The organism is Hyphomicrobium sp. GJ21, from assembly GCF_001006785.1.
Classification (GTDB): domain Bacteria; phylum Pseudomonadota; class Alphaproteobacteria; order Rhizobiales; family Hyphomicrobiaceae; genus Hyphomicrobium_B.
Genome location: NZ_CDHO01000003.1, coordinates 410,550 through 423,969, shown reverse-complemented (window position 1 = coordinate 423,969; position 13,420 = coordinate 410,550). Strand labels below are relative to the sequence as shown.

General features: G+C 60.8%; 15 protein-coding genes, 1 tRNA gene and 1 pseudogene. 6 read left to right on the top strand and 11 right to left on the bottom strand.

The window, feature by feature from the left end; translation table 11 throughout:
* Positions 1 to 84 precede the first annotated feature (84 nt).
* Together HYPGJ_RS10360 and HYPGJ_RS10355 are read left to right on the top strand one after the other, a co-directional pair.
* A complete protein-coding gene (locus HYPGJ_RS10360) occupies positions 85 to 1,053 on the top strand; it encodes a quinone oxidoreductase (protein ID WP_046847117.1) in 969 nt (322 codons plus the stop codon).
* A gap of 8 nt (positions 1,054 to 1,061) precedes the next feature.
* Positions 1,062 to 1,715, top strand: coding sequence for a glutathione S-transferase N-terminal domain-containing protein (locus HYPGJ_RS10355; RefSeq protein ID WP_046847116.1), 654 nt, complete (start codon positions 1,062 to 1,064; stop codon positions 1,713 to 1,715).
* A gap of 33 nt (positions 1,716 to 1,748) precedes the next feature.
* Here HYPGJ_RS10355 and HYPGJ_RS10350 read toward each other — a convergent pair whose 3' ends face one another.
* The gene (locus HYPGJ_RS10350) at positions 1,749 to 2,009 is read right to left on the bottom strand and encodes a hypothetical protein (protein ID WP_046848310.1); all 261 of its coding nucleotides are present in this window, start codon (positions 2,007 to 2,009) and stop codon (positions 1,749 to 1,751) included.
* A 433-nt stretch (positions 2,010 to 2,442) separates the two neighbouring features.
* On the opposite strand from HYPGJ_RS10350, the gene HYPGJ_RS10345 reads away from it, so the two are divergent.
* A complete protein-coding gene (locus HYPGJ_RS10345) occupies positions 2,443 to 2,709 on the top strand; it encodes a sel1 repeat family protein (RefSeq protein WP_200185750.1) in 267 nt (88 codons plus the stop codon).
* A 43-nt stretch (positions 2,710 to 2,752) separates the two neighbouring features.
* Here the strand turns inward: HYPGJ_RS10345 and HYPGJ_RS10340 are convergent, their stop codons facing one another.
* Positions 2,753 to 3,340 carry a hypothetical protein gene (locus tag HYPGJ_RS10340; protein WP_083984176.1) on the bottom strand — a complete coding sequence of 196 codons (588 nt, stop codon included), beginning with the start codon at positions 3,338 to 3,340 and terminating at the stop codon, positions 2,753 to 2,755.
* A gap of 167 nt (positions 3,341 to 3,507) precedes the next feature.
* Here HYPGJ_RS10340 and HYPGJ_RS10335 point away from each other — a divergent pair.
* A tRNA-Ser gene (locus HYPGJ_RS10335) sits at positions 3,508 to 3,600 on the top strand.
* On the opposite strand, the pseudogene HYPGJ_RS18780 reads toward HYPGJ_RS10335, so the two are convergent.
* The 8 genes and pseudogenes from HYPGJ_RS18780 to traA form a co-directional block, all read right to left on the bottom strand.
* Positions 3,571 to 5,190, bottom strand: a pseudogene (locus tag HYPGJ_RS18780) (recombinase family protein); the annotation flags it as partial. The gene HYPGJ_RS10335 and the pseudogene HYPGJ_RS18780 sit on opposite strands and share 30 nt — an antisense overlap.
* A 46-nt stretch (positions 5,191 to 5,236) precedes the next feature.
* On the bottom strand, positions 5,237 to 5,545 hold the full coding sequence (locus tag HYPGJ_RS10330) for a HigA family addiction module antitoxin (protein ID WP_046848308.1): 309 nt from the start codon (positions 5,543 to 5,545) through the stop codon (positions 5,237 to 5,239).
* Positions 5,546 to 5,558: 13 nt separating this feature from the next.
* A complete protein-coding gene (locus HYPGJ_RS18775) occupies positions 5,559 to 5,855 on the bottom strand; it encodes a type II toxin-antitoxin system RelE/ParE family toxin (RefSeq protein WP_083984098.1) in 297 nt (98 codons plus the stop codon).
* A gap of 61 nt (positions 5,856 to 5,916) precedes the next feature.
* Positions 5,917 to 6,219 carry a hypothetical protein gene (locus HYPGJ_RS10320; RefSeq protein ID WP_046847113.1) on the bottom strand — a complete coding sequence of 101 codons (303 nt, stop codon included), beginning with the start codon at positions 6,217 to 6,219 and terminating at the stop codon, positions 5,917 to 5,919.
* Complete coding sequence (locus HYPGJ_RS10315) at positions 6,206 to 6,421, bottom strand: AlpA family phage regulatory protein (protein ID WP_046847112.1); 216 nt, start codon at positions 6,419 to 6,421, stop codon at positions 6,206 to 6,208. The genes HYPGJ_RS10320 and HYPGJ_RS10315 overlap by 14 nt, the downstream gene beginning before the upstream one ends.
* A 157-nt stretch (positions 6,422 to 6,578) precedes the next feature.
* Entirely contained in the window at positions 6,579 to 6,704 is a 126-nt protein-coding gene (locus HYPGJ_RS19535; RefSeq protein WP_280136162.1) for a hypothetical protein, read from the bottom strand.
* A 28-nt stretch (positions 6,705 to 6,732) separates the two neighbouring features.
* Positions 6,733 to 7,647 carry a 4-hydroxybenzoate octaprenyltransferase gene (gene ubiA / locus HYPGJ_RS10310; protein WP_046847111.1) on the bottom strand — a complete coding sequence of 305 codons (915 nt, stop codon included), beginning with the start codon at positions 7,645 to 7,647 and terminating at the stop codon, positions 6,733 to 6,735.
* A 170-nt stretch (positions 7,648 to 7,817) separates the two neighbouring features.
* Complete coding sequence (traA, locus tag HYPGJ_RS10305) at positions 7,818 to 10,826, bottom strand: Ti-type conjugative transfer relaxase TraA (protein WP_046847110.1); 3,009 nt, start codon at positions 10,824 to 10,826, stop codon at positions 7,818 to 7,820.
* Between the two features lie 182 nt (positions 10,827 to 11,008).
* On the opposite strand from traA, the gene HYPGJ_RS10300 reads away from it, so the two are divergent.
* Both HYPGJ_RS10300 and HYPGJ_RS10295 read left to right on the top strand, forming a co-directional pair.
* Positions 11,009 to 11,335, top strand: a complete 327-nt coding sequence (locus tag HYPGJ_RS10300; protein WP_046848307.1) for a conjugal transfer protein TraD — start codon at positions 11,009 to 11,011, stop codon at positions 11,333 to 11,335.
* Between the two features lies 1 nt (position 11,336).
* Entirely contained in the window at positions 11,337 to 11,582 is a 246-nt protein-coding gene (locus tag HYPGJ_RS10295; protein WP_046847109.1) for a conjugal transfer protein TraD, read from the top strand.
* A 128-nt stretch (positions 11,583 to 11,710) separates the two neighbouring features.
* On the opposite strand, the gene herA is transcribed toward HYPGJ_RS10295, so the two are convergent.
* Positions 11,711 to 13,411: an anti-phage-associated helicase HerA gene (herA, locus tag HYPGJ_RS10290; protein ID WP_052750874.1), complete on the bottom strand. Its 1,701-nt coding sequence runs from the start codon at positions 13,409 to 13,411 to the stop codon at positions 11,711 to 11,713.
* Positions 13,412 to 13,420: the final 9 nt, after the last annotated feature.

Below are 13,420 nucleotides of genomic sequence, written 5' to 3'. Positions count from 1 at the left end.
GCGGCGAATTGCCTGTTGGCGTGACGAAGGATTCGCCGTCAGGCTGTATGTGACCGAAAATCCTGGAAAAAAGGAGCCGTGATTATGGCGTATGCGGTGCGAGTTCACGCCTATGGCGGGCCAGAGGTTTTGAAATACGAGCAGGTCGACGCCGGACATCCGGGTCCGGGCGAGATTCTGCTCAAGCAGCACGCCATCGGTGTCAACTTCATCGATATCTATCAGCGTGATGGTCTCTACAAGCTGCCGAGTCTGCCGGCGATTCTGGGCTCGGAGGGCGCGGGAGAGGTGCTGGCGGTCGGGCCGGATGTCGAAGGTTTCAAGGTCGGCGACAGAGCAGCCTACGGAAGCGTTCCGGGAGCTTACGTCGACACGCGGCGGGTTCCGGCGGACAAGCTGATCAAGCTTCCGGACGGCATCACCTACGACACAGCCGCAGCCATGATGCTGCAGGGCATGACGGCGCGCTATCTGTTGCGCGAGACGTTCAAGGTCGGTCCGGGGACGGTCATGCTGTTTCACGCCGCGGCAGGCGGAGTCGGGCTGATCGCGTGTCAATGGGCGCGCGCGCTTGGCGCGACAATCATCGGCACGGTCAGCACGGATGAGAAAGCCGAACTGGCGAAAGCCTATGGCTGCACGCACACGATCAATACCAAGCGCGAAGATTTCGTGGCTCGCGTGGCGGAGCTGACGAACGGCGCTGGTTGCGACGTCGTTTATGATTCCGTCGGCAAGGACACGTTTCCGAAATCGCTCGACTGTCTGAAGCCGATGGGACTGTGGGTTTCGTTCGGCAACTCTTCGGGTCCTGTTCCGCCGTTTGAGCTGACGGCGTTGAAGGGCTCGCTGTTCGCCACGCGTCCGTCGCTTTTCGCCTATACCGCGAAACGACAAGATCTCGAGCAAAATGCTGCCGATCTGTTTGCGATGGTGCTGGCGGGAAAAATCAAGATCGCGGTCAACCATCGTTACGCGTTGAAGGCAGCTGACGAAGCTCATCGCGATTTAGCCGGACGCCGCACGACCGGCTCCATCATTCTTGTTCCATAAGGGCAGACATGCAGGACGACGGACTCGACGAGCCGATCAAGTTCTATTTCTGGACGACCCCAAACGGATACAAAATCGCGATCATGCTCGAGGAGCTTGGTACACCTTATCGTACGCAGTTCGTCGATATCACGAAGGGCGAGCAATTCGCGCCGGAGTTTCTTGCGGTCTCACCGAATAACCGCATCCCGGCGATCGTCGATCCCGATGGCCCCGATGGGCAGCCGCTTTCGATTTTTGAATCGGGCGCCATCCTGCAATACCTCGGGCGCAAGTTCGGCGCGTTCTATCCGTCGAATGAACGTACGAAGGCGGAGATCGATCAGTGGCTGTTCTGGCAGGTCGGTGGCCTCGGGCCGATGGCCGGGCAGTACAAGCACTTCAAGAATGTGGCGCCCGACAAGATACCCTACGCCATCGATCGCTATGGGAAAGAGGTCGAGCGGCTGTTCGGCGTCCTTGAAAAGCGCTTGCAGGGCCGCGAGTACATCGCGGGCGCCTACTCGATCGCGGATATCGCGAATTTCACATGGACCCGCGTCTGGGCAGATATCGGCCAGGATGTTCGCAAGTTTCCGAATATCGAAGCCTGGCTCGCACGCGTTGCGGAACGTCCCGCGGTCGTACGTGGTCTGGCGCTCAAGAAGCCCGAAGCCGGTTGATCCGGCGCGGGCGTTATTTTGCGACGACGTCGATCAATTGCTGCTGAGGCGTTCCGGATCGACGGTGCGTCCGGTGATGCGCTGGAATGCCATCGCGCCGAGCACCTTGTTTGATTGCACGTACCGCGTTGCTTCAGACGGCGGCTCGGCCGCGACTGTCTGAGCGCTGGCTTCAGCCGGCGTCAGATCTATGAGGCCGATATAGGACGGCCGGGATGCACCATCTTGAGCGCAGCCCGCAAGCGCCAGGAAACTCGCAAGCGCGAGCGCACGGCAAACGAATGTCTGCTTCATCATCCCTCGTCCGGAACATTCTGTCCCGGCCCTCCGAACCCCCTCGGCGAAGACGTTCTCCGTCAACGCGATCATGGTTAGCGAACCGAGGCTGAACCATCGCTGAATGTCGCGCTGCCCTGCGCGACCGACAGGCTGCCCCATAACCCGATTCAAAACATGGTTAGCTAAAGATGACAACCGTCGTTAAGCAGTCGTAACGGTATGCCGCATTTCGGGCGAAATGTGCCGATTTCCGCCAAAGCTTGTCAGTGCGGAAACGAAGATTCTCTAGGTATTACAGCAATTTTTCGAAGCTTTTTACGAGATTTCATCCATCCGCTGCAATTCTGATTGCGCGCCGCGAGGGCGCGACGCCGGCTTACGGCTCGAAGTCTTCGCAACCCTTCACCAGCGTTGTGGCGCTCAATGGAGACTGAAAAAAATGTCGCGTATGGACATGTTATCGCGTGAGATCGGAGGATACGCAGCCCAAGGCGGCGGTCACCACGACGCGCTTTTCGAACTGGGCCTCAGCTTTTGCACGGGCCGCGATGGAACGCTCGATCTCGTCGAAGCTCACAAGTGGTTCAATATCGCTGCGATGCGCGGCAATGACGAGGCCAAGCGTTATCGCCTCGAACTCGCACGCGATATGAGCAAGGCGGAAATCATGCGGGCGCAGAAGCGCGCGCGCGAATGGCTGTCGACCGTCCACTGAGTGATTGCACGCGTCAGCGATCGACGGCGGACGTTGGCGGCCTTCAGCAGTTCGAGAAAAACGACGAGAGACATTTCCACGATGTCTTGGCGGCGGATCCGACGGCGGACCCTGCTTTCTCGAGAGCCGTTCCGGCCGATTTGGCAGCGTCACCGGCTGACTTCTGCGTCTCCGCAAGGCTCGCGGAGACCTGGCTCTTCTCGACCATGTCCTTCACGGTTTTTGGCGGCGCGTCGTTCGCCGCTTGCGGTGGTGGCTGTTCGCCGACCTGCTCTTGACCCGCGACCGGTGCGACGCCGTTGGCAGGGAGCGCGGGATTGCCGGCGTTTTGCTCGAGCGGGGCTCCGAATGCTCCGTCAACACTCGCCGGAAGCGTGAATTCCTTGCGCTCTCCCTGGCAGGGGGACACGCTGGCGCGGTCAATGGCGCAACTTGCGTGGGGTCCGACTTTCGCCAGCGCCGTGATGCAATAGAGCTTCGTGACCGTATCGGCCGACGCCGAGCCGTTGACGACGCAATCATAGCTTGCATCGGGGCCGGTGCATTTGACGCAAATGTCTGCCGCGCCTGCCGGGCCGGTCACCAGCATCAGCGAAACGACGCAAGTTTGTAATTTCAATGCGGTCGACACGGCGCCTTCCATCCGGCTGAGAGCGACACTGATTTCAGCACAGTAGGACGACTTTACGGCGACGAACAGGACAACTCTTCTGTTTCGGGGAAAGGTCAGGGAAACGAGGGAGGGTTGCTTGCATTGCAGCGGGCGCGCCTCTATAGGGTTGCGACCCACTGGTTTGGGGAGACGTGGCCGAGTGGCTGAAGGCAACGGTTTGCTAAATCGTCATACGCTTTAAAGGCGTATCGAGGGTTCGAATCCCTCCGTCTCCGCCACTTCAGTCCCTGAGTGGGCACTGAGTTTACTCCATTATTCGCCACCAGCGTCTGAAGCAGCCGGGACTTCGATCCCATGATGCGAACCTCGCCGTCTGCGACCTCGACACGCTGCGTCAACGCGCGCAGGTGATCGCGGCGATAGCCGCCACCGTCGAGGCGGATGCGCTGGCGGGCCGTTGAGGCGAACTTGCGCAGCATCTGCGGCGTGACGGCTTTGCTGCCGGAGTTCTGGAGCATAGCCTGTGCCCGCTCGGCATCGGCCTTGGCCTGATCGCGGATGGCCTTGAGGCCGTCGATGCGATCTTTCAGCGCCGGATCGTTGATGTCGGCCACGCCCGCCTCGATGGCGTCATAGAGCCGCTTGAGGCGCAGTTCCGATTCGGCGGAGCGCTTGTTGAGTTCGGCGATATGATCGCGGCGGCGCTCCGATTGCTCCTGCCTGCGGTCGAGAACGCTGGCAAGGATCGTTTCCAGCCGCTCGGGCTGGAGCAACTGTTCCTCCAGATGACTGGCGACCAGATCGTCCAGCTTGTCCATCGGCACGGCCATGCCCTCGCAGGCGGTCGGTCCCTGCCGCGCCTTGATCGAACAGGCATAATAGCGGTAGCGCCCGCCCTTGCCGGTGCGGATGGTCATGGCCCCGCCGCACTTGGCGCAATGGATCATGCCGGTGAGCATGGTCGGGCCGCTGATGACGCGGGACGGCATGACCTTGGGGTTGCGAGCCTTGAGCAGCTTCTGAACCGCCTCGAACGTCTCCTTGTCGATGATCGGCGGGACCGGCACGACAACGATTTCGGTCTTGGGCTTGAGTTCCTTGCTCTTGCTGCGCTTGTTGAACTCATGCTCGCCCATATAGGTGCGCCGGGTCAGGATGCGGTGAACCTGGCCGATGCCCCAGCGCCCGCCGTCGCGGGTGAAGATGCGGCGGCTGTTGAGATAGGAGACGATGTTCTTGACGCCCATCTGGCCGGTGGTGCCGTCGCCCTCCAGTGCGAGGCGATAGATCAGCCGCACCGTGTCGGCGTGCAGCGGATCGATTTCCAGCTTCTTCTTGGTCTTGGCTCCGCGCTGCTCGGCGGCGACGGTGCGATAGCCGATAGGAGGAAGCGAGCCGTTCCAGAAGCCTTGCCGCGCGTTCTCCTTCAAGGCCCGCATGACGTGCTTGGCGTTTTCCTTGGACTGGTATTCATCGAACAGCGCCATGATCTGCCGCATCATGACGTGCATGGGGTCATCCCCCATTTCCTGTGTGATCGAAACCAGCTTCACGCCGTTCTTCGCCAGCTTGCGGACATAGAACTCAAGCTCGAAGTGATCGCGGAAGAAGCGGCTGAACGAATGGACCACGACCACATCGAACGGCGCGGGCTTGCTGGTCCCGGCCTCGATCATGCGCTGGAACTCGGGGCGGCGGTCGTTGGTCGCCGATGCGCCCGGCTCGATGAAGGTCTCGACCAGTTGCAGGCCGCGCGACTCGCAATAGGCTTCGCCCTGCCGCTTCTGGTCGGGAATGGAAACATCATGCTCGGCCTGTCGCGCCGTCGAGACACGGAGATAAAGCGCGGCGCGCAAGGGAACGGTCATGGGGCAATGTCTCCTTCTCGAATGGCAGTTCCGGCCCGAAGCGCGTTCAGGCGGCGTTCTGCAACGGGCGGGCGCGCTCGACGCGCTCGCGCTCCTTGGGCGTGTTCATCACCTCCCAAAGATCATTGCGCCGCTGCACGTTGAGCCAGAAGTCCGGGCTATTGCCGAACACGCGGGCGAGGATCAGCGCCGTCGCTGCCGTCACGTTCCTGCGGTTGCCGCACAATTCGTTGACGTGCTTGCGCTGGACGCCCATCGCCTCGGCGAGCGCGCCCTGCGTCAGCCCCATCGGCTGCATGAACTCTTCGGTCAGTATCTCGCCGACTGTCGCCGGCTTGCGCTTGGTGGTCAGCATGTTTGCCTCGCTTTCATCGGTAGCTGTGATCGTCCAGATAAATCCCGTCCGCCTCACCGCGTTCGCCATCCCAGCGGAAGATCAACCGCCATTGCTGGTTGACGCGGATTGAATGGAAACCTGCGAGATTGCCGCGCAACTTCTCGAAGTGATTACTGGGCGGCACACGCAAGTCCTGATCGGTCACAGCGTCGTCAATCATCTGGAGCTTTCTGAACAATCGGGCTTCCAGATCGGGCGGGATGTTGCGGGAACGGGCATCGTCCACGAAGAAGGCGCGAAGCCAGTCATCCCGAAAGCCTACGTTCATCGTTCACTCCATATATGAGTTTATGTACCACACAATAGCTCACGCAGCAACAGAAAACGGCTCACATATCCTGGCCGAACAGTTCATCGAACAGGTCGCCGAACCATTGCTCGAACACCGCGATCTCGGCTTCCGTCACCGGAACGGGATCGGGCCAGTCGTCGGTGACGGTCCATGTGCTGAGGTCGTGCTTGGGCGGCCTGCCGGGAAACGGCCACGGATAGCCCAGCAATTCCTCAAGCTGTTCCGACGCCGTGGGCGGTCGCTTGGGGCGGCGGGAACGGGATGCGTTGTCCGGGCCGTCATCATTATCCGCGCGGTCATATCCCGGATCAGCAGGCCCGCCGGACTTAGCGGGCTTCATTGGTTGCCCCTTCCGGTCGCCACCTGACCGGATCGGCGACCCAACGGTCGATGTCGGATTCCCGCCATCCCGCGCCGTTGGTGCTGATCTTGAGTTGGGCCGGAAACGTGCCCTCGGCGATCTTGCGGTAGATGGTGGACCGGGACAGGCCGGTGCGGTCGCGGACGGTGTTAAGGCGGATGATACGGTCTGGCTGGCGCATGGCAACAATGCCTCCTGCTGGTTGTTCCTGACGGTTTCTGAGACCAGTCAGAGCAAGGAATTATCGTTGCACAAGAAAGATTTAGCCGTCGTAGGGCTATGGCGTACTATCGGCGGTAAATAGGACGGTTCTACAGTCCAACACTTCGGCCTCTACCTCAGCCGAGATTCATGATTGCAGGTGAATTCACGGCCGAGGCGGCGGCCTGATTCGCCAAAATGTTGCCCGGTTCGCCCTTGCGGTCGGCAAGGATAGTCGTCTTGCTACGAGCTGTGTCAGCCATGCGGGACATACCAGCCGTTAGCATCACTTCAATGAGTTCCCGCAAGGGCGGCCATCGCAAGAATCGCCCCCGTCAAGATATTGGCAAGGAAAAGACGGAAACTAATCTCGGGCCGGTCGAGGTCGAACCGCCAAGCTTGCCAACCGAGATGCGCCGCAATCAATAACATGCCGATTGCGTATGGGGCTGACATATTCAGCATCCAGCCACCAAGCGACCAAGCCAACACCGTCAACACGTAAAACAGACCGATCAGCGCTTTGCCATGAGTTCCGAAAAGGATCGCCGTTGATTTGAGACCAAGGCGCTTGTCGTCCTTCACATCAACATAACCATAAGTGGTGTCGTAGCCGATCTGCCAAGCGATGGCTCCGGCCCACATCAGCACCGCACCCGGGGGCACATGTCCAACGATCTGCGCCCATGCCACCAGCATCCCCCAATTGAAGGCAGCCCCCAAAACTGCCTGAGGCCAATGGGTAAAGCGCTTGCAGAACGGATAGAGCACAACCAGTGGCAAGACGCTTACGGCCAGAAGACGAGCATAGGGCGTGAGGAAGATGAGTAGCGATGCGGCGAACGCAAGCTGCACGGCCAGAAAGATCATTGCCCGGTTCACACTGATTTCGCCATTCGCCAGTGGTCGGAACCGGGTGCGTTCGACATGACCGTCGAAATTGCGATCCGCCATATCATTAATGGTGGAACCCGCGCTGCGCATCAGGAATGCGCCAAGCGTGAACACTATAAGATCGCGCAAATCAGGTAGGCCATGCGCTGCCTGAAACAGCGCAGCCCAGCAGGGAAATAGCGTGAGCCAGATACCAACCGGTCTGTCCAGCCGCGCGAGGCGCGTATAAGGCCGTATCGGCTGCGGCAATAAGCGATCGACCCAATCGCCTCTATGAATATCGGTCAGATCAAGATTTCTCATTGTAGGCATCGGGCAAAACAATCCAGTTCAAGCGTGGCGATCTCCTGACGACGCCATAAATCACACAATATAGAGACCCTGCGGGAATGTCCGTTACGGTTCTTGACGATATCCGCTAAACCGCAACGAAGAAAAGGCTTTGGATGCGTTGCCACAGATAGACCTGAGGTGTGCTTGTTCTACAAGCCGAGATCCCGTCCCCTTCCTCTGCCGAGACCATGACTGAGGGCAAGGTCCCGGCTGATACCCATGCCTGAGTCGAACGAGATGCCGAGATCACGCTTGCGGCCTTCGAGGATGGATTCAAGCTGCGGGTCGCGTTCGAGCCCCATGACCATGTTGCCCATTTCAGCGCGGATGGATTTGTACCCGGAATAATCGCCCGCCGCATATTGGCGCTCCCCTGCCTGCTTGAGTTCCTGAAACCGCTCAACGAAATGATCCGCGCGCAGGTCGGGGTTCTTACGCATCTCGGTTTCCAGTTGCAGGGCGCGTCTTGCAGGCGCGGCACGGTCGGGATCGCCCGAAGCGGCCTCAGTCGCAAGTTCGGGGTTCCTCTTGTAAACGGTCTCGGCGTCGTGGGAGCCATGAGGCCGGAGTTTGTCGAAGCCCGTGCGAGCCTCTTGCAGTTCCTCGATCTGCTCGGGCGTTGCGGCGATGTCCTGCGCCTGTGCCTTGAAGATCGCATCCACGGCACGGGCATGGCGAACGAACGCCTGTCCACGGGCGCGGCGTATCGCCTGTTCCGGGTCGATCTCCGTTTCCCGCATCCTTATTGCGACTTCGCGGTCCGCGCCCTTCCCAGCCATCTCCCTTTCCGCGTGCTGCACGGCATCTGTGCCAGGCACGCCGTCGCCGGGGGAGCGCAACCCGTCGATGATCTCCTCGATCTTGTCGCGGACATTCTCCGGCACGAGCTTGCGCATGATCTCGGCGACACGGGCGCGGAAAGTGATGCCGCGCCGCTCGGCATAATCCTGCGCCGGGTCGATCTGCTGGTCGTAATCGGTCGCCATGTCCTTGGACCGGTTACGCGACAGGGTGTTGATGAGCCTGTCCTGACTGGCGAAGTCGTCGCGACCATAATGCAGGTCTATACCGTCACGGTGACGGGAGAGCGCGACATAGCTGCCGTGAGCATCCAGTCCCGGCGTTGTCAGAACATGGGTGCGGTCCACCGTCATGCCCTGCGACTTGTGGATGGTCGCCGCGTAGCCGTGGTCGATGCGGTCGTAGTCCTTCAGGTCGAAGGCAATGGATCGGCCATCGTCGGTACGCACGGTCATGCTCTGCGCACTGACGTCCTCGATAGTCCCGAGCGTGCCGTTCTTCACGCCAAGCCCGCGTTCGTTTTGCAAGAACATGACGCGGTCGCCGCTGGCAAAGCGTCGTTCGCCACGCTCGACAGTGACACGCACGTCCTCGCCCAGATCGCCAGCTTTTCGCATCCGGTCGCGGGCGGCCTCGTTGAGTTGCCGCACTTCGGCATTGGTATGGGTGAGGATGATACGGCTGCTGTCCGGGGCCGCCTGCCGGTCGCGGTCCCAGCGGTCAATCAGGTCGTCGCGGGCCTGCTCGCGCGTCTGTGCCTGATGCACCATGCCGTGACTGTCATAGGCATGGATCGCCGCGCCGGTCCTGCCGGTCGCCAGATCGCGTGTGGCGTCCCGCTGCCAGTCCTCACGCTGGCGACGAACGGTTTCGATCTCGACACCGCCATGACGCTCATGGATTGAACGGAAGGCGGCTCCCGCCTCGATGGATTGGAGTTGCTGCGGGTCGCCGACCAGCACCACCTTCGCGCCTGCTTCCTGCGCATGGGACAGAACCCTTTCCAACTGCCGGGTGCCGACCATGCCCGCCTCATCGATGACAAGCACATCGCGGGAAGTCAGCATGTCACGGCCCTGTTTCCAGCCGTGTTCCATGCTGGCGATGGTGCGGGACGCAATGCCCGAACCGCCTTCCAGATTTTCCGCTGCAATGCCGGAGAGCGCTACGCCACGAACCTCGTAACCTGCCGCTTCCCACGCCTCGCGCGCCACGCCAAGCATGGCACTCTTTCCCGTTCCGGCATAGCCGACCACGATGCCGAGATCGCGCCCATCGGTGACATGCGCCAGAGCGTCGGCCTGCTCGCCGGAAAGGACAAGGCCGCGCTGTTCGGCGCGGGTAAGTGCTGCCTCTCTGTCGGCTTCGTTCACTTCATGGCGTTCGCGTTCCGCCATCATCTCGGCGGCGCGATGCAGGCGCTGTTCGGTCTCGATCATGTCGCGGGTGGTGAAGCGATCTTCACCGCGTCCGTCCTGTCCAAGCTCGACCAGATCGGGCGAATTGCGCATCGCGCCCATCACCTCGTTGAACTGCTCGATGCCGTCGCTGTGCCGATGCGCGAACATCGCCATCTCTCGGCGCGTGAAGGTCGATTGCTGATGCGTGATCGCGTCCAGCGCAACCGATGGATCGGCGATGATACGCTCGCCATTGTTGCGGGCGATCTCGCGGTGCATGTCGGCGCGGTCGGCGGCCTCGATGCCTTCCCCCTCTATGCGCTGCGCGGGTGCGCCGATCTGTGTTTGCGGTTCCAGCCCGATGCCCTGCGCCTCAAGGCTGCGATGGTCGATGCGGGCGTCTATGTCGAGTTCGGCCAGCCGCTCGTTGACATGATCTGCCCAACGCTCGCGCCAGCGCTCGACCATCTCCGTGCGGTTCCAGTCGCGCTGCTTCTTGCCGAAGCCGTCTTCATCGACTTCGCGCATGGTGAGCATGACATGGGCATGGGGCTTGGGCTGTCCATCCTCGCCAATATCCCAATGCACATTGAGATCGGCAATCATGCCCTGATCGACAAATTCGGCCTGCGCGAAGTCGCGGGCGAGTTCGATGCCCTGCGCCTGCGTCATCTCGCGGGGAATGGCGAATTCCACCTCGCGGGCAAACTGGGCGTCCTTGCGCAACTCGGCGGCTTCGACATCGTTCCACAGCCGTTCACGGTCGGTCCAATGCTCGGGCGCATGATCGGGCAATAGCACTTCGGAATGGACGACGCCGCGCTTGTTGGAAAAGTCCTGATCGCGGTCGAGGCGCTCGTCGCGCATTCGCGAGGCCGAGCGGTAAGCGGCGGACGCCACCGCGCTCGATCCGCTCTTGCGGGAAATGACCTTGACGTGAAGATGATAGATCGCCATCGCGATCCAAGCATTCGCACGGCAAAGCGCACGTCGGAACGACGTATAAGCGCGCCCTCCCTCGAAAAAATCTCGGGATGGACCGGGCCGTGCCAGACCGTCCCGGCAACAATACTGCGTTCTGCCACCTGCGCAACTATCCTTACCGCATCAACCACTTGCGATCGGGAAAGGACACCGCAATGCGCAAACCACGAGACTATGATGCGGAACTGAAGGCCCTTGAGGACAAGGCGCGGGAACTGAAAACTCGAAAGGTGCAGCAACTCGGCGAACTGGTGATCGCCACCGGGGCGGATGCGCTCACCGCCGACGAGTTGGCCGGTGCGCTGATCGTGCTGGCGGAAACGACCGAGGCCGGAAAGAGGGAGGCATGGGCCAAGCGCGGCGCTGTGTTCTTTCAGGGCCGGTCGCGCCGATCTGCGCCAGCGCCTGACCGCGACAACGGCGGCGCTCCGGCGCAACCGGGCGGCGCACAACCGGCATCGGGCAGCACAGGCGCGGCATGACATGCGCACATGGCAGATCGAGCGCCGCAAGCGCACCCGGCATCTCATCGAACTCGGCGGCCTCGTCATCAAATCTGGCGTCGTGGACTTGACCAGCGACGACCGCGCCATGATCTACGGCGCGCTGATCTGGATGGTTGAAAAGCTCAACAGCGAGGACGGCGAACGGGCGCGGGAACTGTGGGCCGGAAAGGGGAAAGAGGCATTCGCTGCGGAACGTGCAGCAGGCTTGCAAGACAGGAGATAACCGTTGCTGAATCGGGCGTGACCGATGGCGGGCGGTGCGGAGACCTCACATATCGCAGCGCCGCCCGCCATCGCGCGGCAACGCCGCGCAAACAATGCAGGGGTGATTTCACCTGATTGACGTAGCAGCTATGACCACTCTTGAAGGAAAGGCGGGTCTTTAGAATCTGGTTCGGGATTTGGCCTGCTGACGGAAAGGCGCGTAGGCACAGGCAGCGCCGCACCAAAAATGATAGCTTCCCCTCTCCCTAGCCCCGCAAGCTGCCGCGATACATTCACCCCCGCTGTTTCTGCTGCGGACGCGACCGCCCGCTGATCGGCTTCGTTGTTGAGGCGAAACACGGCCCATGTTCCGCATTGCGAAAGCACGGTCGGGGAAACCTCAGACGGGCGTTGGGTGCTGATTAGCAGGGACAGGCCAAATTTTCGACCCTCTTTAGCTAGGCGCTCATAAGCAAGCGCCTGCTGTCCGCCGTCCGATTCGCCAGGTAGCTGGCGCAAATAATGGTGTGCTTCCTCCAATGCGAGCATGGTCGGATGGGTATGACCGGGGCCGCGCTTGAATATCTCGGCGGCGAACATTTCGAGGAGCGACCCCAAGACAAATGGCATTAAGTCTTGGGTCAGGCGGCTAAGATCAACTACGTGAACTGACCAATCATTCTGACCAAACACTGGCGGGCCAAAAACCTCCCTAACGAGCGCAGCGCATTCGTCCTGCATACTCAAGGGATTTGCTAGCCCAGCACCGCCTGCGATTTCGACAATAGACGTAAATTGCGGGTCCTCGATCAAACCGCGTATGCGGTTAATCATCGACTGGATATGGCCATATTGAAAGGTGTCGCGGGTCCAGCCTTGGTTGTTTGGCTTAAGGACATACCATTCGGTGGCGAGGCACGACAGTGCGCGCATATGCGGCCACACATTCGCCGAGGGAGCTGTTCCTGCCCTTAGCGCAGCCATCGCCTGATTGGCATGTGCGGCGTTGCCTGTGTGACAGTCATCGAAAAGGACGTTACCCTGACCGCCTACCAGCTTCGCGCCATGCACATCGGCTTCCACAAAACGAAGATGCTCAATCGCAAAACGCAATGTCGGCATTTGCGCTTTCTCGCTCGGTATCAGCAACCGGGACAACCCGTGCCGACCAAGGGCGTAGTACGGAATCCGAAGCCCGCCATTTGGGCCACCTAGCTGCGTGACTTTCACGCGCTGTCCAAGATGGGCGAAGGCGGGTGTGTATTCGCCGTTCACGTCGAATACGACGATCCGCGACTTGGGCAGGCGTACAAGTTGTTGCAGCACCGCCGCAACAAAGTGGGTTTTGCCCTGACCTGTCGAGCCTAAGATCGCCATATGGCGCCCCAGCACTTGGTCGATGTTGGCGCAAACCTCAACGGCGCGATTACGGGAATCTGCGCCTAGCCTGATCTGTTCGGCAGCTAGGCCGTTCGCGCCGATTGTCGCCACGGTTTCGATGTCGGAAAGCGGATAGACGCTGGCCCCGAGAACGGGCAACCGCCATTCCTGCGGCGAAAAGGTTAGACTACCCTCGCGCTTGGCCAGAAAGCCAACAACCCGGCCGCGAAGCTGACGCAGCGGCTCTTGCGGGATATTCGATGATCGGCCACGTCCTGCATGAACTTCGCGCGGCTCGGCGAACGCAACGGTCATGATCCGAAGGATGATGGTTTCTGCACCGGCGTCGATCCCGACCAGATCGCCCGGCTGCTCTACTGTCGACAAGCCATCCCGGTGCCCAGCAACATGCCCACGGGAATCCTCAAGCAAATTTACCAGAAGCTGCGGCCCGTCGATTTCGACCACATAGCCTAT